Annotated in this window: 15 protein-coding genes; 9 read left to right on the plus strand and 6 right to left on the minus strand. The window is 69.4% G+C overall.

Features of this window, described 5'->3' with window-relative positions; genetic code table 11:
* The first annotated feature begins 21 nt into the window (after positions 1-21).
* On the plus strand, positions 22-519 hold the full coding sequence (gene mce / locus ACWDV4_RS00880) for a methylmalonyl-CoA epimerase (RefSeq protein ID WP_449973756.1): 498 nt from the start codon (positions 22-24) through the stop codon (positions 517-519).
* A 75-nt stretch (positions 520-594) separates the two neighbouring features.
* Here the strand turns inward: mce and ACWDV4_RS00885 are convergent, their stop codons facing one another.
* On the minus strand, positions 595-1455 hold the full coding sequence (locus ACWDV4_RS00885) for a hypothetical protein (protein ID WP_449973758.1): 861 nt from the start codon (positions 1453-1455) through the stop codon (positions 595-597).
* Between the two features lie 207 nt (positions 1456-1662).
* Here ACWDV4_RS00885 and ACWDV4_RS00890 point away from each other — a divergent pair, with 207 nt between their 5' ends.
* The 6 genes from ACWDV4_RS00890 to ACWDV4_RS00915 all read left to right on the plus strand — a co-directional run bounded on the left by ACWDV4_RS00890 (position 1663) and on the right by ACWDV4_RS00915 (position 11218).
* On the plus strand, positions 1663-2616 hold the full coding sequence (locus tag ACWDV4_RS00890) for a TIGR03621 family F420-dependent LLM class oxidoreductase (RefSeq protein ID WP_449974125.1): 954 nt from the start codon (positions 1663-1665) through the stop codon (positions 2614-2616).
* Positions 2617-2955: 339 nt separating this feature from the next.
* The gene (gene ccrA / locus ACWDV4_RS00895; protein ID WP_449973760.1) at positions 2956-4311 is read left to right on the plus strand and encodes a crotonyl-CoA carboxylase/reductase; all 1356 of its coding nucleotides are present in this window, start codon (positions 2956-2958) and stop codon (positions 4309-4311) included.
* A gap of 404 nt (positions 4312-4715) precedes the next feature.
* Positions 4716-5957 (plus strand): DivIVA domain-containing protein, encoded by a 1242-nt coding sequence (locus tag ACWDV4_RS00900; RefSeq protein WP_449973761.1) that lies wholly within the window; start codon positions 4716-4718, stop codon positions 5955-5957.
* Between the two features lie 226 nt (positions 5958-6183).
* Positions 6184-8157 carry a hypothetical protein gene (locus ACWDV4_RS00905; RefSeq protein ID WP_449973763.1) on the plus strand — a complete coding sequence of 658 codons (1974 nt, stop codon included), beginning with the start codon at positions 6184-6186 and terminating at the stop codon, positions 8155-8157.
* Between the two features lie 275 nt (positions 8158-8432).
* The gene (locus ACWDV4_RS00910) at positions 8433-9602 is read left to right on the plus strand and encodes an AI-2E family transporter (protein WP_449973764.1); all 1170 of its coding nucleotides are present in this window, start codon (positions 8433-8435) and stop codon (positions 9600-9602) included.
* A gap of 272 nt (positions 9603-9874) precedes the next feature.
* Positions 9875-11218, plus strand: coding sequence for a hypothetical protein (locus ACWDV4_RS00915; RefSeq protein ID WP_449973765.1), 1344 nt, complete (start codon positions 9875-9877; stop codon positions 11216-11218).
* A gap of 19 nt (positions 11219-11237) precedes the next feature.
* Here ACWDV4_RS00915 and ACWDV4_RS00920 read toward each other — a convergent pair whose 3' ends face one another.
* From ACWDV4_RS00920 to ACWDV4_RS00940, 5 genes are read right to left on the minus strand one after another with little or no spacing between them, the layout of a single operon-like run.
* Complete coding sequence (locus ACWDV4_RS00920; RefSeq protein ID WP_449973766.1) at positions 11238-12566, minus strand: Coenzyme F420 hydrogenase/dehydrogenase, beta subunit C-terminal domain; 1329 nt, start codon at positions 12564-12566, stop codon at positions 11238-11240.
* A gap of 1 nt (position 12567) precedes the next feature.
* Positions 12568-13869: a polysaccharide pyruvyl transferase family protein gene (locus ACWDV4_RS00925; RefSeq protein ID WP_449973767.1), complete on the minus strand. Its 1302-nt coding sequence runs from the start codon at positions 13867-13869 to the stop codon at positions 12568-12570.
* A complete protein-coding gene (locus ACWDV4_RS00930) occupies positions 13866-14513 on the minus strand; it encodes a PIG-L deacetylase family protein (protein WP_449973768.1) in 648 nt (215 codons plus the stop codon). The genes ACWDV4_RS00925 and ACWDV4_RS00930 overlap by 4 nt, the downstream gene beginning before the upstream one ends.
* Positions 14513-15328 (minus strand): glucose-1-phosphate cytidylyltransferase, encoded by an 816-nt coding sequence (locus tag ACWDV4_RS00935; protein ID WP_449973769.1) that lies wholly within the window; start codon positions 15326-15328, stop codon positions 14513-14515. Before ACWDV4_RS00935 ends, ACWDV4_RS00930 begins: the two co-directional genes overlap by 1 nt.
* Positions 15328-16557 carry a methyltransferase domain-containing protein gene (locus ACWDV4_RS00940; RefSeq protein WP_449973770.1) on the minus strand — a complete coding sequence of 410 codons (1230 nt, stop codon included), beginning with the start codon at positions 16555-16557 and terminating at the stop codon, positions 15328-15330. Before ACWDV4_RS00940 ends, ACWDV4_RS00935 begins: the two co-directional genes overlap by 1 nt.
* Before the next feature lie 180 nt (positions 16558-16737).
* Between ACWDV4_RS00940 and ACWDV4_RS00945 the strand changes: the two genes are divergently transcribed.
* Together ACWDV4_RS00945 and ACWDV4_RS00950 are read left to right on the plus strand one after the other, a co-directional pair.
* Positions 16738-17778 (plus strand): NAD-dependent epimerase/dehydratase family protein, encoded by a 1041-nt coding sequence (locus ACWDV4_RS00945; protein ID WP_449973771.1) that lies wholly within the window; start codon positions 16738-16740, stop codon positions 17776-17778.
* Positions 17775-18980 (plus strand): methyltransferase domain-containing protein, encoded by a 1206-nt coding sequence (locus tag ACWDV4_RS00950; RefSeq protein WP_449973772.1) that lies wholly within the window; start codon positions 17775-17777, stop codon positions 18978-18980. The genes ACWDV4_RS00945 and ACWDV4_RS00950 overlap by 4 nt, the downstream gene beginning before the upstream one ends.
* Positions 18981-18984 lie beyond the last annotated feature (4 nt).

Here is an 18984-nt window from a genome sequence, read left to right on the forward strand (position 1 = left end):
TTGTTAGGTCAGACTAGCGCCATGACCGACCACTCCCCAGTCGAGCCCTCTGCCGACTATCTCACAGGCATCGGCCTGCTCCGCATCGACCACGTCGGCATCGCCGTCGCCGACCTGGACGCGGCGATCGAGTTCTACCAGCGGGTGTTCGGGATGCGCTGTGTACACACCGAGACCAACGCCGAGCAGGGCGTACGCGAGGCGATGCTGGCCGTTGGGCCAAGCACCGACGGTGGCTGCGTACAACTGCTGGCCCCGCTCTCCGAGCAGTCGACGATCGCGAAGTTCCTCGATCGCAACGGGCCAGGTGTGCAGCAGGTGGCGTACACCGTCGAGGACGTGGACGCCGCCAGCGCGGCCCTGCGCGAGCGGGGCGTACGGCTGCTCTACGACACCGCTCGACGCGGTACGGCCGGTTCACGGATCAACTTCGTCCACCCGAAGGACGCCGGTGGCGTACTCGTGGAACTGGTGGAGCCCGCCCGGACCACCAGTGCCGGGGCGGCTCCAGCGGCGTGAGCCCTGCCGGCCCTGGGTGTTAGGAAGGGCCCCTTCCTCTACAAAAAGCGATAAGAAGGGGCCCTTCCTAACACCTCAGCCGACCAGCTCCGCCGGCAGTGGGGTCAGGTCGGTGGCGCGCAGGAAATCGCCGAGGGTGGTGCCGGTGCACGCCGAGTCGACATTGAGGGCTCCGGCACCGTCTCGCACGTCGTCGCGGTTGACCACCCGGAAGTCGATGGAGAAGCGGGTACGCCCCGACGTGTTCGGCACCGTCGTGTGCAGTTGGGCACCGGAGAAGATGAGGATGCCACCGGGCGGGGTGATTACCCGTACGTCCGGCTGCCGCTCGATGTCCTGTTCGAGTTGGGGCTGTTTGCGGCTCTCCACGTCGATCTGCTGGGCCGCGGTGGTACGCCCGTGCGCCACCCACTCGGCATAGTCGTAGTCCCGGGAACTGTTCGCCACCGGACAGTCGAAGTACGGCGGGTGGAAGGCCATCACGTTCTCCTCCGCCACGTCGTACACGGGTATCCAGTAGTTGAGCTGGCACATCGGCGCGGAGAACCAGGTGTCGCGGTGCGGTTCGAACTGGAGGGTCAGTCCCGCGTTGAGATAGTCGCTGGTCATCGTGCGCAGCCGGGGTACGTCGAAGTAGGTCTGCTCCGGGTCGACGCCGAGGTCGGCGAGCACCCCTCGGACGAGTTCCTTGCTACGCGGGTGGTTGATGAAGGTCGGTTTCAGGCTGGCGAGCACGTCCACGTACGCCGGGCCGGCCAGATGGTGCTGGGCGTCCGGCGGAAAGTGCGGTGCGAATGCCGCCTCGGCCATTTCCCGCGCGAAGGCGACCAGCGCCGTCGAGGCGGGAGTGGGTGAATAGACGAAGAGGTCACCGCCGAAGAGTTTCCGTCGGCGTTCGTCGTCGGTGATTGGCGAGTCGAAGTACACCACTGTCATCGCGGGCCTCCTACGAGAAGATCTCAGCCGCTGGTCACGCTAGGCGTCGGCGCCGTGACTCAACAGGGCCACCTGGGCACGAGGCGCTGTCGTCAATCCGACCGGCATCGCCGGGCGCGGTGCGCTGGCGGCGTATCGGCCCGGACATAAAGTCAGCCCAGGCCGCCCCCTGCGGACCGGCACCGGCCCAGCCCTCGGGAGGACGAGATCGTCACGCCGCGCCCGTTCCGGTTCACCACCTCCGCCCCGGCCCTGGACCGGCCGGTCGCCCAGTGGCGGGACGAGATCCGCCGGATCGAGGACCTCGGTTTCAGTTCCGTGTCGGTCTCCGACCACCTGACCGGTGGCTGGTCCATGGACCCGCTGGTGGCGATGACGGTCGCCGCCGAGGCCACCACCCGGCTGCGCGTACTCGGCCTGGTCTTCTGCAACGACTTCCGACATCCGGCGGTGCTGCACCGGTCCCTGGCCAACCTGGACGTCTTCTCCGGTGGTCGGGTGGAGGTCGGGTTGGGTGCCGGCTGGCAGCGCAGCGACCACGACGCGGTCGGCCTGCGGTTCGACCCGCCGGGGGTACGGGTGGATCGGCTGGCCGAGGCGGTCGAACTTATGTCGGCGCTCTTCGACGACAAGCCGGTCACCTTCACCGGAGAGCACTACCAGGTCACCGAGTTGCTTGGCGCGCCCCGGCCGGTGCAGCTGCCCCGCCCGCCGCTGCTGATCGGTGGGGGCAGCCGGCGCATCCTGGAGCTGGCCGGTCGGTGCGCCGACATCGTCGGGGTCAATCCTCGGCTCGCCCCGGACGTCGACCCGCTCAGTGCGGTCACCGAGATGGGTCCGCAGCGGTTGGACCGCAAGGTGGCCTGGGCCCGCGATGCCGCCGTACGCGCCGGCCGCGACCCGGCCGGCCTGGAATTCCAGGTACGGATGTTCGACGTACGGGTGGTGCACCGGGGTCTGACGCACCGGTCCAGTTCCAGTCATGCGATGCGGGTCGACCCGGCAACGTTGGCCGACTCGCCAGTGGCCCTGCATGGCAGCGTCGACGAGTGCGTCGACAAGCTGCTCTCGTTACGGGAACGGTTCGGCGTCAGCTATCTGCACCTGGGCGGCAACCTGGCTGCTGCGGCCCCCATCGTCGCCCGCCTGGCCGGCCGCTGACCGACCGCCCGTCCGCTACCGCCGGGCGCTTGACCGACCGCCCGTCCGCTACCGCCGGGCGCTTGACCGACCGGCCGTCCGCCACTGTCGGCGCCCCGTCAGGATGGTCCGGACAACGGCACCGACCTGGCCGTCGGCGCGCGTACCGGTTCACGGGACAGCGACGTCACGCAGCTTCACGCATCGACCAATGCAGTTTTTCACAAACGACTTCCGCCCCTAGCTACCGTTCAGTAACCTCCGCTCCACTCCGGCGCTACCTGCGTCGACAACCGGTCGTACGCGGCGACTGGCAGCGCTGGACGGTGCCGACGGCACCGGATGAACGGAGGTTGGGCCGTGCGAAACATCCTCGAAGTGATCATGGCAGCGGAAGGCTCGGACGACCCGGGCCGGAAATTGGCCGAGATCGCCCACCTGCCCGTACCGGAGACGTACCGCGGCATGGTCGTCCGCGCGGACGAGGTCGACATGTTCGACGGGGTCGCCCCCCGCGATCGTGACCCGCGCCAGTCGCTGCACCTACAGGAGGTGCCCACCCCGGAACTCGGCCCCGGCGAGGCACTGGTGGCGGTGATGGCCAGCGCCATCAACTACAACACCGTCTGGACGAGCATCTTCGAACCGTTGCCCACCTTCAAGTTCCTCCAGCGGTACGGTCGCCTGTCGGAGTTGACCCGACGCCACGACCTGCCGTACCACGTGGTCGGCTCGGACGCCGCCGGAGTCGTACTGCGGGTCGGTCCGGGCGTGACCAGGTGGCGGCCCGGTGACGAGGTGGTTGCGCACTGCCTGTCGGTGGAGCTGGAGGACGCGGCCGGGCACGACGACACGATGCTCGACCCGCAGCAGCGGATCTGGGGCTTCGAGACCAACTTCGGCGGGCTGGCCGAACTCGCCGTCGTCAAGGCCAACCAACTCATGCCCAAGCCCCGCCACCTGAGCTGGGAGGAGGCGGCCAGCCCCGGGTTGGTCAACTCCACCGCGTACCGGCAGCTCGTCTCGCACCACGGCGCGAACATGAAGCAGGGCGACGTGGTGCTGATCTGGGGTGCCTCCGGCGGCCTGGGCAGTTACGCGACGCAGCTCGCGCTGCACGGTGGCGCCATTCCGGTCTGCGTGGTGTCCTCACCTGACAAGGCGGAGCTGTGCCGACGGATGGGCGCCGAGCTGGTCATCGACCGGGCGGCGGAGGGCTTCCGGTTCTGGTCCGACGAGCACACCCAGGACACGGACGAGTGGCGGCGGTTCGGCGAGCGCATTCGCGAGCTGACCGGTGGTGAGGATCCGGACATCGTGTTCGAGCACCCGGGCCGGGAGACCTTCGGGGTCAGCGTCTACGTGGCCAAGCGGGGCGGAACCGTCGTCACCTGCGCGTCGACCAGCGGCTACCAGCATCAGTTCGACAACCGTTACCTGTGGATGCATCTCAAGCGCATCGTCGGCAGCCACTTCGCCAACTACCGCGAGGCGTGGGCGGCCAACCGGCTCGTCTCGCTCGGTCGGATCCATCCGACCGTGTCCCGGACCTTTCCGCTGGAGCAGACCGGGGAGGCTGCGTACCAGGTGCACCGCAACACCCACCAGGGCAAGGTCGGCGTCCGCTGCCTTGCCCCCGAGGACGGGCTCGGGGTACGCGACCACGAGCTGCGGGCGCGGCACGAGACAGCCATCAACCGGTTCCGGGGACGCTGAGGAGAGGCTGAGGGGAGGGGCTCCGGGGGCGCTGACGGGGTTGGTGCTGGCGTCCACGCTCTCCGGTTGACCATTCCATCGGTCACGCATTGCATTTCCTTGGGCATCACGGTCGGCGGTTTACCCACTCGATTCGCTTTCCAGGGAAAGGTGGTTCGGGCTATTTGCCAGGGTTAACCGGGTGATGTTTCCGGGTTTCCTACGACACTGAGGACATGGTGGCACCGGTGCCGCTTTCACCGACGGTGACGGCGGCCCGGAGCTGCCAAGATCGTCAATTTGGTACGCGGGCCGCAGACCGCTCTCCGGCTGCCCGCCCACCGGTTGATCCGACCGAGAAACCGGGCCAACCGGCCCCGGCCGGCTCTTGCGAAGCACCCTGGTACGTCTGCCAGTATGTCCCAATGCCCCAGCAGCAGACCTCCCCTCTCGCGTTCTTCGATAACGCGAACTCGCAACCCGACTTCACGGTCGCCCTACGCGGTTACGACCGCGGGCAGGTCGACGACTTCCTCGGCCGGCTCAGCGCCGCACTGACCCAGTCCGAGCAGGCTCGGGGCGAGGCCGAGCAGCGCATGAACGACGCGCAGCGGCGTCTGCGCCAGGCTGAGCAGCGCCTCGCCGCAGTGGAGCAGAAGCTCACCGACACCAACAAGCAGCTTGAGGAAAACAACCGACCGACGCTGTCCGGACTGGGCACCCGGGTCGAGCAGATCCTGCGGCTGGCTGAGGAGCAGGCCAACGACCACCGTGGCGAGGCCAAGCGCGAATCGGAGGGCATCCTCTCCGCCGCTCGGCTGGAGGCGCGGGAGATCACCGACAAGGCGCGGGCCGAGGCAGCGGCGATGAAGGCTACCGCCGAGCGGGAGGCGGGCAGCGTCCGTACCGCCGCCGAGCGGGAGGCCGCCGAGGTTCGGGTGCAGGCTCGCCGGGAGGCGGACACGCTGCGCGCCGACGCCGAGCGGGAGACCAAGCAGCTACGGACGGTGACCGCCCACGAGGTGGCCGAGCTGAAGTCGACGGTCGAGCGTGAGGTCGCCACCCTGCGGGCCACCGCCGAACGGGAGATCACGCAGCAGCGCGCGAAGGCGGCCCGGGAGGCCGAGGAGAAGCGCGCCGAGGCGACCAAGCTACTCACCGACGCCCGGGACAAGCGGGACAAGGATCTCCAGGCTCTGGAGCTGCAACTCGCCGAGCGCCGGGAGAAGGCCGAGCGGGAAGAGTCCGAGCGGCACGCCGCGCAGGTGTCGCAGACCCAGAAGCTGGTCAGCGAGGCCGAGCAGCGGGCCCGCGCCGCCCAGGACCGGGCGAAGGAGATCGAGCAGCGGGCCGAGGCACGGCGGGTCGAGTCCGAGCGTACCGCCACCGAGACGGTGGAGAAGGCCAAGGCGCTCGCCGACAAGACGGTCAACGAGGCCCGTTCCGAGGCACAGCGGCTGTTGAGCGAGGCCCGTACCGAGGCGGAGCTGGCCCTCCAGACCGCTCGCCGCGAGGTCGAGGACCTCACCCGCCAGAAGAACGCGGTCACCGCCCAGCTCGGCCAGATGCTCTCCGGCCTGGCGGGCATCGTTCCGACGGTTGGCGCGACCGAAGACAAGAAGTCCGACAAGGACGACGCCGACAAGCAGGCGGCCGACGCCTCCTGACCATTCGACATACACGTACCGGAGTGCGCCCGGCTTGCCCGGCTGAGCACGCTCCGCCAAGCGGGGCATAAGTGGGTGATGCGGGGCCGCACCGGAGAAACTGGACGCGGCCCCGCATACTGTCTGAGCTGAAGTCCTTCGGGTCTCACCCGTACCCGGTCGTGAAGAAGCGTCGTCAGCAATCCGTATTGCCGCGGATCGGGACGATGCATGTGAGGATGGGGACATGTCGCACGGCGAGGAACTGTTCGCTCTTGGCGGAGACGTAGCCACGGAACCAAGCTTCGAGCCGGCCTTTCGGGGCTACGAAAAACGGCAGGTCGATCGCTACGTCGCTCGGGCCGAGCACGAGATCACAACACTGACCGCCGAACGCGAACAGGCGTACACCCAGATCCACAAGCTGGCCGGCCAGGTCGAGGTGCTCCAGCGCGACCTGGCCAACGTGCGGCGCCAGATCGGGGTGGTGGACCGAGCATCGTTCCGGCACCTCGGGCCTCGGGTCGAGCAGATCCTGGCCCTCGCCGAGGAGCAGGCCGAGGCGATCCAGGCGAGCGCCATACAGGACATCGAGGTCAAGCGGGGCGAGGCGGAGCAGTTGCTCGCCGATGCCCGGGAGCAGGCTGCCGTCGCGCTGCGGGACTTCGAGATCGCCCTCGCCGCGCGTCGGGAGGAGGAGGACCGGGTCAGCGCCGCCAAGCGGACCGAGGCCGACACCATGGTGGCGCAGGCCGCCGACGAGGCCGCCCGGCTCCGGGAGGCCGGCGAGGCCGCGCACAACCGGGCCCAGGAGGAGGCAACGCAGCTGGTGGAGGCCGGGCGGGCGGCGATCGCCAAGGCCAAGCAGGAGGCCCAGCAGATCCACGAGGCCAACAAGGCGGCGCACGCCCACGCCAAGCAGGAGGTTGCCCAACTGCGCGAAGCCGGCAAGGCGGCACACGCCCAGGTCCAGCAGGAGGTCGCCCAACTGCGCGAAGCCGGTCAGGCGGCACATGCCAAGGCCAAGCAGGAGGCCCAGCAGATCGTCGACCAGGCCACCGAGTCCGGGCGGCGCAGCCGCGCCGAAACCGACGCGTACGTGCAGCGCATGCGCACCGAGACCGAGGCGTACGTGCAGCAGGCCCGTGCCCAGACGCAGCAGGAGCTGAGCGCCTGGCGTAGCCGGGTCGAGCAGGAGATCAAGGAGCGGCAGGCCGCCAGCGAGAAGGAGATCGCCGACCGCCGGGCCGCGGTCGAGCAGGAGTTCACCCAGTGGCGGGACGGTCTGGAACAGCAGTACGCGGCGAAGCGGGCCGAGATGGAACGCGAAGCCGTCACCCTGCGCCAGAAGGCGGAAAAGGACGCTGTCAGCCTGCGTCAGCAGGCCGAGGAATACGACCAAGGCCTGCGCCGCCAGGCTGACGAGTACGTCGAGCGGGTGCGGCGGGAGGCTGAGGGGGAGGCCGCGGAGGTCCGCCAGCAGGCGACCGTGAGCGCGACGGAGATCACCCGGCTGGCGGAGGAGCAGGCGGCGGAGATCCGGCAGAAGGCCGACGAGCACGTGGCCGTCTCCAAGCGCCAGTACGAGGAGTACGCCGCCACCGCCCAGCAGGCGCTCGCCACCACCCAGCAGCATCTGGCCAGCACGCAGCAGGAGGCGGTCGCGGGGCGGCAGCAGCTTGCCGAGGTGATGCAGGAGATCGCTCAGGCGCAGCAGACGCTCGCCGACATCCGGCAGGAGGCCTGGCTGTCCCGGCAGGAGTCCGACCAGATCGAACAACGGCTGGTCGACCTGCGCAAGCAGATGGCGGGCGAGGGTGAGCGGCTGACCGACGTACAGAACTCGGCCGCGCAGGCCGCACGGCAGGTGACGCAGGCCGAGACGGAGGTACGACGGGCAACTGCGGACTCCGCCGAACCACCGGCCGACGAGCCGGACCCGGTCGGCTCACCGGTCGAGGGACAGAGCGCCACCGAGCCGGTGGCTGCCGCGACAACCGACGACGGCCAGCCGGTCACTGTGTCGGCTCCGGTCGAGGGCGGCCAGAACCCGGTGAAGTCCACCGTCGCCGGCGCCACCGCCAGCACCGGGTCGGGCTCGGGATCGGGATCGGGATCGGGATCGGGATCGGGCGACGCCAAGACCAAGCTGTCGGGTAAGGGCGGCAAGGACAAGGACCGGGGCACCAAGGCGGAAAAGGTCGGCGTCGAGTCCGACTGACGGACCACCCACCCGACCCGCGAACAGACCCCTAACCGACCAGCGGAGCGGACCACCCGACCCGACCGGAAAGCGGGACCACCCGACCGGCGGGCCGGTAGCGATCGCCCCGGTGCTGCGACCGACGCCACCTGTCCCTTCCCACGACTGGCTCCGGCTGTCCGGGCCGGTTAATCTCCCGAATACATCCCCGCCGCCGTCACCCACCGAATCGGCGTACGGCTTGCCGGCCCAGCCGCCGGCACTGGGCGGGGCCAGGCGTCGGGGAGGGTCTGGTGACGGAGAGGCAACCGGAAGCCGAGGATGTCCGACCGCCGTCGGCGGTGGCGACCGAACCTGCGGCAACCGAGGAAGCCGGTACGAACGAACCGTCTCCCGCCGCCGCGAGCAGCGCATCGGGGCGGTTCGGCGAACCGGGCCGGCCGTTGCGCCGTAGCCCGTTCCTGGTCGGCTTCACCGGCGCGCTGGGGGTGCTGCTGGCGTACACCGCCTTCCTCGCGGTGCAGAACGCGGCGTCCGTACTGGTGCTGATCTTCATCGCGTTGTTCCTGGCGATGGGGCTCAACCCCGCCATCGTCCGGCTGCGTTCGTGGGGCCTGCCGCACGGGCTCGCCGTGGCGACCGTCGCGCTGACCGTCGCGCTGCTGCTCTGCGGTGGCCTGTTCGCGCTCGTACCGCCGCTGGTGACCCAGTCCGGGCAGTTCGTCGAGCAGTTGCCAAACTACCTGGCGGAGCTGCGCCGCAACGAGACGATCAACGATCTGGTCGAGCGGTTCGACCTGATGGAGCGGGTGCAGTCAGCAGCCAACGCAGAGACGGTCGGTCAGGCGCTGGGCGGGGTCTTCGGTGGTGCCCGGTGGATCTTCGGAACGCTCTTCAACGTCCTGACCGTGCTGGTAATGACGATCTACTTCATGTCAGCGTTCGACCGGATCAAGTCCCTCGGCTACGCGCTGGTGCCGGCCTCCCGCCGGGAACGGGTGCAGCTGATCGGGGATGAAATTCTCGCCAAGGTCGGGGCCTACATGGTGGGAGCGCTGGCCATCGCGGTGCTCGCCGGCGGGGCGGCGTTCGCCTTCGCGGTCATCGTCGGACTGGCCTATCCGTTCGCGCTCGCCGTCGTGGTGGCGATCTGTGACCTCATTCCGCAGATCGGCGCGACGCTCGGTGCGGTGATCGTCAGCCTGGTCGGCTTCGCCACCGATTACAAGGTCGGCATCGCCAGCGCGGTGTTCTTCATCGTCTACCAGCAGATCGAGAACTATCTCATCTATCCGAAGGTCATGCGCCGGTCGGTCAAGGTCAACGACGTGGCGGCGATCGTGGCCGCACTGGTGGGTGTGGCCCTGTTCGGGGTCATCGGCGCATTGATCGCCATCCCGGCGATGGCGGCGGTCCAACTGATCCTGCGCGAGGTGATACTTCCCCGCCAGCAGGCACGCTGAACAGCGCAACCACTTCCCCGACAGAGGGGCCCACACTCCGACCAGGCTGCCCAATCTGTCCGTAATCCGTCAGATCGAAATATGTAACGTGTTCGGTACACCTTGTAGCATTCGAGGTGTACGGGGCAGCAGATCCGTCGATTTCCGATACGCGCGGCCCCACTCGAATGGCGGCTCGACGCGGCAGGTGCGGCGGCCACGGGGCGGGTTATTCGGGGGCAGACAAACGGCGGGTGGGCCCGAGCGAGAGTCGATCTCTGCGAGGGGAAGTCATGTCCGATACCGAACCCCTGAGCCCGTTCGACGCCGAACCAGTCAACGCCGAACCAGTCAACGCCGAGCCAGTCGACACCGAGCCGATCGACGACCAACGCTCCCGCCGCAACCGCCGGCGACTCGTCGCTGCCGGAGTTGGCCTCGGTATGGTCGCCGTCGCCGGCACCGGCTACCTGACCCTGGCCAATACCGATGACTCCGACGCCGGGCCCATGGTGATCACCGCACCGGGCACGGTACTCGCCAACCAGACCATCATCCGCCCGATCGAGATCGCGGCCAACAACGTCACCCTGCGCCGGATCGTGGTCAAGTCCGGTGGCTCCGCCGTCGTCACCGTGCGGGCCGGCTTCACCGGCACCCTCATCGAGGACAGCAAGGTCTACTGCACCGGGCGGAGCACCAACGGCATCGCTCCCGGCAACTACTCCGCCGTCCGGGTGCAGGTCTTCAACTGCGGGACCCCATTCGTCTACAGCCCGACGGCACCGGCCAGCATCGTCGACTCGAAGCACGACGGGGACCCGTACCCGAACGTGACTCCGTCCCCGAGCCCCAGCCCGAGTAGCTCGACCCCGGGTGGACCCCCCACTCCGTTGAGCTACTGGCCCGGGCCAACCACCACCGGCGTACCGGCCGGCACCATCCTGCGCGACTCCGGATCGCTGAGCCTGCGGCAGGACGGCGAGGTCATCTCCAACCTCAACATCACCGGCTGCGTCAACGTGTACGCCAAGAACGTCACCATCCGGAAGTCCCGGATCACCTGTGACAGCCCGGCCTACGCCGTCCGTACCCTCGGCGATGCCACCCTGGTGGTCGAGGACGTCGAAATCAACGGCAGCAACAAGACAGCGGCAGCGGTGTGCTGCGCCAACTACACACTCCGTCGGGTCAACATCTACAACGTCAACGACGGCCCCCGACTCGGGGACAACACCAATGTCATCGACTCCTGGATCCACGACCTGAACCGGGTCGAGGGCTCACACAATGACACCCTCCAGACCACCGCCGGGGTCAACATCGTGGTCCGGCACAACCGGCTGGACGCCTACCGAGCGAGCACTCGGGACCCGATGAACGCCTGCCTGATGATCGGCTCGACCACCGGTCCGGCCGTACGCAACCTCCTCTTCGAGGGCAACTACTGCAATGGCGGCAACTATTCGATCGGTATCCGGACCGACCTGACCGCCTCCAACATCGTCATCCGGGACAACAAGTTCGGCCGCGACTACCGCTACGGCGTGGTCGCCCGGCCCAACCATCCGGGCATCACCTGGGACCGCAAGACCAACTGCTGGTTCGACAACGGTCTCCCGGTGCCGATCGACTGACCGGATCTCCCGGTGCCGGTCAACTGACCGCCGAACGCTGGTCGTCGTACGGGGCCGACCGCTCCCCGTACGGGGTCAGCTCGGCCCGGACCCGCAACCGCTTCCGTCGGATCCGGCGCAAGGTGCCCACGGTCGACTGGAGCTTCTGCCGGGGGGAGAGCACCCGCCACCACATGCCCGCCATCGGCAGGTGCTTTAGCCGGGGGGTCATCAGACCGGCCGCCCGCAGGGTGACCAGCCGCCCCCAGACCGCCCCCCGAGCATGCAGCAGGTTGGGCTGTGAGGCGGGCAGGATCCGCGCCGGCATCGGTTCCAGCACCAACACGCCGGCCGCGATCGCCGCCTCCACCAGGCGTACGCCCCGCTCGGTGCGGGCCAGCACCAGCGAGCGTCCCGGATCGTCCCCGGTCGGCCGGTACCACGGGTCACCGACCGCCACGTCGGCGAACTCGCCGGTGTGGTCGGCGCAGAGATAGCAGCGCCACTGCCGGTGCTTTTGCAGGATGTCACCCCAGGACTGCTCGTAGCTGAGCGTCCGCTCCTGCCCCGGCGGGTCGTCCACCAGTCGGGCCCGGGCCTGCCCCGGCCAGCCGTTGCCCCGGTAGTGCACCGACGCCACCTGCTGCGGGTCCGGCGTACCGAGCTGACGCAGCATCTCCAGCGTGCCCCGAGTGGACGGGGTGCCCGCGCAGAAGACCGCGATGGTCAGCCCCACCCGTGCGTCCAGCTCCGGCTTGGCCTGCCGGGCCATTCGTACCGCCGCCACGTCGCACGGTTTGCCGATGAAGACGCAGGGCGCCTCGGCGGAGTCGATCAGGTCCAGCCGGTCGCATGGGCTGGCCGGTGCGTACCGCGAACCCGCCGCCGCGAGCAGCTCCTCCCGGGAACGGGAGAACCGGGTCTCGTTGAGGTAGGGCACGTCGGCTCGCGCCCCGGTGTGCAGCACCCCGGCCATCCCGGCCTGCTCCAGGCAGTAGGCGGCCAATGCGGTCGCCACCCCGCCGCTGGAGCCGGCGAACCGGATCCGCTCGTCGGCGGCGTACCCCTCCCAGATCGCCCGGACCGGCCCCCAGGCGGCCCGCAACTCGGCGATCTCGCCTGACGCCGGGGTGCTGGTCTCATGCTCCAGCCGTACGCCGGGGCAGCACCGCAACGCGGTGGCCGCACCGGACGTGCCCGGGGTGCGGTCCGACCGGCTGGGTTGGATCGGCAGCACCGGAAGCGGTCGGCGGCCGTGATCGAGGACGTCGACCATGCGGATCTCGTCCGGGGCCAGGTAGGCACAGACCCCGCAGCCGGTGCAGAGCTTGTGGGCGGCGACATCGTGCACGGTCCGGGGACGCACCATCTCAGTGCACCCCGACGGTGCCGCGCGTCGCGTGCTCGGCGCGGGCCAGGGCGACGATCTCGTCCATCTGCGCGGCGGCCCGCTGGATCGCCTGTGGAATACGCACCGCCAGCTCGGCGGCGGCCTCGGCCCGGGTCGTCCAGGACGACCAGAGCGTCTCCAACAGCTCGTCGTCGGTCAGCCGCCGGGCGTCGGCCACGTGCCGCTCCTGCCCCACGCTGGCGAAGACCCCCCGTGCCTTCAGGCTGTACGCGATGTTGGCGGCCGGTACGGCCGAGGAGAGCGCGGCAATGGTGGCGTGCATCCGCATCCCGCAGAACCAGGAGGTCCGGGCGATCACCCACTTGGCCTGGTGCGGGTCCAGGTCGGTCGGGGCGACGGTAACCCGGTCGGCGTACCGGGTGGCGAGCGCGTCCCGCAGTCGCTCGCTCGCCGCCAGGTCACAGTCGACCCCACCCGGGCTGCGTACGTGTGGCACCACGACCACCCGGGTGTCCGGCTCGGCGAGCAGTCGTTCACACAGGCGCTGGGCGACGTTGCCACCGTCCCCGGTCAGCCCGAACCGGGCCATCCCCGCTGACTGGACCATCAGGCCGCTGACGTTGATGCCGACCACCGGCCCCGGCGCGGCGGCGAACCACTGCGCCATCCGCTCGTACGACGCCCCGTCGGGCTCCCGCGGCTCCAATGCGAAGGCCACGTCGACGCCCTCCCGGTGCCGTTCAGGATCGAGGTCGGGGCCGACCAGCTCGGTCAGGGCGTGGAAGCTCTCCGGGTCCCGGGCCCAGGCCATCGCCGCGCCTCGGATCAGGTTGGCCGCCTCGGTCCGCAGCCGGGCCGACTGGAACGGCCCGTACGTCTGCGGCAGCAGCACCAGCGGCCGGTTCCGCAACAGGGTCAGCCGCTTGGGCCAGGCCACCGAGCGAAACCGGTGCTCGCCGTAGATGTCGCTGAAGCTGTCCCCGCCGCTGACGTCGAGCACCACGTCGGCGGCGTCGATCCGGGCCACCCCGGCGTTGCCGAGGCCGCCGAGCGCGGCGCTGACCCGCATGTTCAGATAGGACTCGGGCCGGTGGTAACGCCGGGAGTGCCGGGCCCCGGCCAGCGCGATCGGGACCGGCCGGCCGGCCACGTAGGCGCGGCCGGTGCGCTGGCCCCAGCCATCGTCGAAGGCGGTCACCCGGGCCTGCGGCTCCCGGCTGAGCAGACCGGCGAGGGTGGCGGCCCGCAACGCGCCGACGCCCAGGTTGTTTCCAGAACCGGGCACCCCGAAGAGGCAGGCCGACAACGGGCTCGTGGTCATAACCTGATCACCGCTTTCTCGCACCGGAACGCCTCGGCGTACCGGGTTCGGCATTCCATGCCGCGCAGCCGGGCCAGCCCGAGGAAAACCTCATCGTCCCACCAGTCCCGGGACTTCTGTGACGGGAAACACGCGTGGAGTAACTCCAGCTTCCGCCGGACCCGCTCCTCGGTCAGGGGCAGGTAGAGGTTGCGTCGACCGAGGTCCCCGTCCCACTTGGGAATCTCGTAGTGCAGCAGTGGAGCGTTCCGGAACGCCGTGGGTGCCAACTCGGCCAGTAGGCGATGGTCCTGGTGGGCGTCGTCCGCACCAGGCGCGACGACCAGGTCCGCGTCGGGTACGACGGCGGCGGCCCGGTCGACGATCTCCTTTGCCCGTCCCCAGTGGGCCGGCACCCGGCCGTCGGGCAGGTCGTGCAGGTCGAGAGTGATCCGCGCGCCGGCCAGGAACGTCGTCACGGCGGCGCGCGCCTCGGCCTGGCGGTCCGGACCACCGGTGAGCAGGACATAGTGGACACGTAGCGGCTCGGTCCGGGCCGTGTCGGCCAACGCCAGCAGCAGGCCGCCCGCGCCGATCTCGATGTCGTCCGGATGCGCCCCGAGCAGTACCACGGACCGCACCCCGGCCAGGTGCAACGGCAACATCAGCGGCTCACCGCCGGAATCGGGCGCAGCCCGTTGCGGTTGGCGTCCCAGAGCATCCACGGGCATCGCCCGGAGCGGTAGAGGTCCTCCAGTTCCGCGCGGTCCTTGAAGGTGTCGGCCGCGCGCCAGAATCCGGTGTAGCGCTGGGCGAGCAGCCGCCGCTCGGGCAGCAGCCGTTCGAAGGCGTGCGGCACCAGGTCCTCATTGGTACGCAGTACCGAGAAGATCTCCGGTCGGAGGATGAAGTAGCCTCCGTTCTCCCACTGCATCAGGTCGCGGATCGGATGTACCCGGCTGACCTGGTCGTGCTCGTCGATGCCGATGACGTGGTGGGTCGACTGCACCGGTACGGCCAGCAGACTGGCCACCTCGGTGCCGGCCCGGAACCGTTCGATCAGCGCCGGCAACGGCGCGTCGGTCAGCGTGTCGGCGTAGTTGGCCAGGAAGATCGGCTCGTCCTCGACGTATTCGCGCACCCGCATCAGCCGCTCCCCGATGGTGGAGTGCAGGCCGGTGTCGATGAAGGTGATGCTCCAGTCGGTGATGTCGGAGGAGAAGAGCCGGACGTCCCGACCGCCCATGGTGAGGGTGAAGTCGTTGGACAACGTCTCGTCGTAGTGCAGGAAGTAGTCCTTGACCGCGGCAGCACCATAACCGAGGCAGAGAATGAACTCGGTGTGCCCGAAATGAGCGTAGTAACGCATCACGTGCCACAGCAGCGGCCGATCACCGATCATCGCCATCGGTTTCGGCGCGGAGGCGGCGTCCTCCCGCATTCGCATACCGAGGCCGCCGCAGAAGAGGACGACCTTCATCAGACGACCTCCAGCGCCGGAATCGGAAAGACCAACCGGCCACCCCATTGGCGTACGTAGTCGAGCTGCGCGGAGATCTCCGTACGCAGGTTCCAGGGCAGGACCAGTACGTAGTCCGGCTGGTCCTGCTCGATCCGCTCCGGCGCGTGGATCGGAATGTGCGTGCCGGGCAGGAAGCGCCCCTGCTTGTGCGGGCTCCGGTCGACGGTGTATTCGAGCAGGTCGGCCCGGATGCCGCAGTGGTTGAGCAGGGTGTTCCCCTTGCCCGGGGCGCCGTACCCGACGACCCGTCGTCCGGCGGCGCGTGCGGTGAGCAGGAAGTCGAGCAGCTCCCGCTTGATGTCGAAGACCGCCTCGGCGAAGCCCCGGTGCCCGGCCACGGTGTGCAGCCCGGCCTCGGCCTCCGCTTCCAGCACCGACTTGACGTTGCTCGACGGTTCACCGGCGCTGGCGGCCGGTCGGGCGTACACCCGCAGCGAGCCACCGTGGCTGGACAGCTCCTCCACGTCCACCACGGACAGGTCGGCGGTGGCCAGGGCCCGGCGCGCGGTGAGCAGCGACAGATATTGGTAGTGCTCGTGGTAGATGGTGTCGTACTGCCGGCGCTCGACCAGCCGGAGCAGATGCGGGAACTCCAGGGTGACCAGTCCGGTCGGTTTGACCAGGGCGGCCAGCCCGGCGGTGAAGCCCACCAGGTCGGGGACGTGGGCGTAGACGTTGTTGCCGACCACCAGGTCGGCCTGGCCGTACCGGTCGGCCAGCTCGACCCCGCTCGCCGCGCCGAGGAAACGGCTCTCGGTACGGATGCCCCGGCCCTGGGCGACCTCGGCGATGTTGGCCGCTGGCTCGACTCCGAGCACCGGTACGCCCCGGGCGACGAAGTGCTGGAGCAGGTACCCGTCGTTGCTGGCCACCTCGGTGACCAGGCTCTCCGCCCCCAGGCCGAGCGTTTCGACCATGGTGTCGGCGTACCGCCGGGCGTGCGCCACCCAGGAGTCCGAGTAGGAGGAGAAGTAGGCGTAGTCGGAGAAGATCTCCTCGCCGGGGACGTACGCCGGCAGCTGCACGAGCAGGCACTCTGGACAGATCCGTACGTGCAGCGGGTAGAAGGTCTCGGCGCTGTCCAGCCGCTCAACCGGCAGGTAGCTTTCACACAATGGCGACATTCCGAGATCAACAAAGGTCTCAGTCAATCCAGTGGAGCACAGCCGACATTCGGCAAGGGTCATGCCCAATCACCCCGAATATGAATCGGATTACCGGCGCGTCCAGCCACACGCTCCGGTCACGCTAGCCAGGCGACCCAGGTGGCGGAGGGTTCAGTAAGAAGTCCGACAATAGGCCGGCCCACCAGCGGGGTCTCAATAAACTCGCCTTCTCAATTCCGATCACAATTCGGGAGCCCTGCCGTGCGTGTTCTCGTGACCGGCCATCATGGTTATCTCGGCAGCGTCCTCACCCCGATGCTCCAAGCGGCCGGGCACGAGGTGACCGGGCTGGACGTCGACCTCTACGCGGACTGCCTGCTGGGTCCGGCTCCGGCCGAGGTGCCGACGCTCCGGCTCGACCTACGCGACGTGCTCCCCGAGCACTGTGCCGGTTTCGACGCGGTATGCCACCTGGCCGCACTCTGCAACGACCCGATCGGCAACATCGACCCGGAGCTGACCTACGACGTCAACCACCGGGCCACCCTGCGGTTGGCGGCAGCGGCGAAGGCGGCCGGGGTGCCGCGTTTTCTCTTCTCCTCCTCGTGCAGCCTCTACGGGGCCGGGCTGGACGACCGGCCGTTGACCGAGGACGCCGGGTTCGCCCCGGTCACCCCGTACGGCGACTCGAAGGTCCGCGCCGAGCAGGGCCTGACCGGGCTCGCCGACGACGACTTCTCCCCGGTCTTCCTGCGCAACGCCACCGCGTACGGCTTCTCGCCCCGGTTACGGGGCGACCTGGTGGTCAACGATCTCGCCGCGCACGCGCTGCTCACCGGCGAGGTGCGCCTGCTCTCCGACGGTTCGGCCTGGCGACCGTTGGTGCATGCCGAGGACATCTGCGCCGCCTTCCTGGCGCTGCTGGAGGCACCCCGCGAGGTGGTGCATGGCCGGGCGTACAACGTGGGGCTCAGCACCGAGAACTACCTGATCCGGGACGTCGCTGAACTGGTCGCCGAGGTGGTCGACGGCTCGACGGTGACCTTTGCCGGGGGCGCCTCGGCCGACGCCCGTAACTACCGGGTCGACTGTGACCGGATCGCCGCCGAGGTCCCCGGCTTCCAGCCCCGGTGGACGGTACGCAAGGGGGTCGAGGAGCTGGTCGAGGCGTACCAGCGGCACGGGCTGACCCTGGCCGACTTCACCGGTGACCGGCACCAGCGGTTACGCCGCATCCGGACGCTGCGTTCCGCCGGCCGGATCGACTCCGCCCTGCGCTGGACCGGTGGAGTGCCGGCGTGATCCGGCCCGGCGGGCGGGCCGACCAGCTCGGCGGGGCCCGGATCTGCGACGCCTGTGGCGGCACCGTGCTGGTGCCCTTCGCCGACCTGGGCGAGATTCCGGTCTTCTGCGGGGTGCACTGGGGCAGCCCGGCCGAGGCGCTCGCCTCGCCGTTGGGGACCATGTCGCTGGCCTACTGCCCGGACTGTGCCTACGTCCGTAACATCGCCTTCGACCCGTCCGCCCTGGTCTACGACACGACCATGGACACCAACCTGCACCACTCCCCCGCGTTCCAGTCGTTCTCCACCGAGCTGGTCCGGCACCTGGCCGGACGATATCCACTACGCGGGGCGACGGTGCTGGATGTCGGCTGTGGCCAGGGCGAGTTCCTGCGCGAGCTGTGCCACGTCGCTGACTGTCGGGGGGTGGGCTACGACCAGATGTACGCCGGTCCGGTCGGCCCGGACCCGTCCGGCGCGATCTTCCACAGCGGACCGGCACCGCTGGACGACCGGCTTCCGGCGTTCGACTTCGTCACCTCCCGGCACTGGTTCGAGCACCTCGACGACCCGTACGGCTTCCTGGTACGGCTTCGGGAGCTGGCCGGTGACCGGCCGGTGCACGGCTACCTGGAGGTGCCGGACGCCGGCTACGACCTGGCCACCGCCGGCTGGGAGGTGATCTACCCGCACGTCTCCTACTTCGACGGCCATTCGTTGTGCCGGATCGTGGAGCGGGCCGGCTGGCGGGTGGTGGCTACCGGGCCGCTCTTCTCCGGGATGTTCCGGTACGTCGAGATCGCAAGCAAGGTGCCGGCCTCGGCCGTCCGCACCGAGTTGCCCGGCCCGGCCGACCGGGACCGCCAGCTCGACTCGATCGCGGGCTTCGCCGACCGGCACGCGACCGAACGCGAGCGGTGGCGCTCGGTCATCGACCGGGCGCTGGCTGCGGGTGACCGACCGGTGCTGTGGGGGGCCGGCTCCCGGGGGGTGCAGTTCCTGCATCTGGCCGACCCGGCGGGGCGGTTGGCCGCGGTGGTCGACGTCAACCCCCGCAAGTGGGGCCGCTATCTGCCGGTGACCGGGCATCGGGTGACTTCCCCCGAAGCGCTCGCCACGCTGGGCACGCGCACGGTCATCGGGACCAATCCGGCTTATCGTAACGAGATCGGCGCGACGCTGCGGGAGCTCGGCGTCGAGGCCGAACTGCTGATCGCCTGAGCGG

Source organism: Micromonospora sp. NPDC003197 (assembly GCF_053590565.1).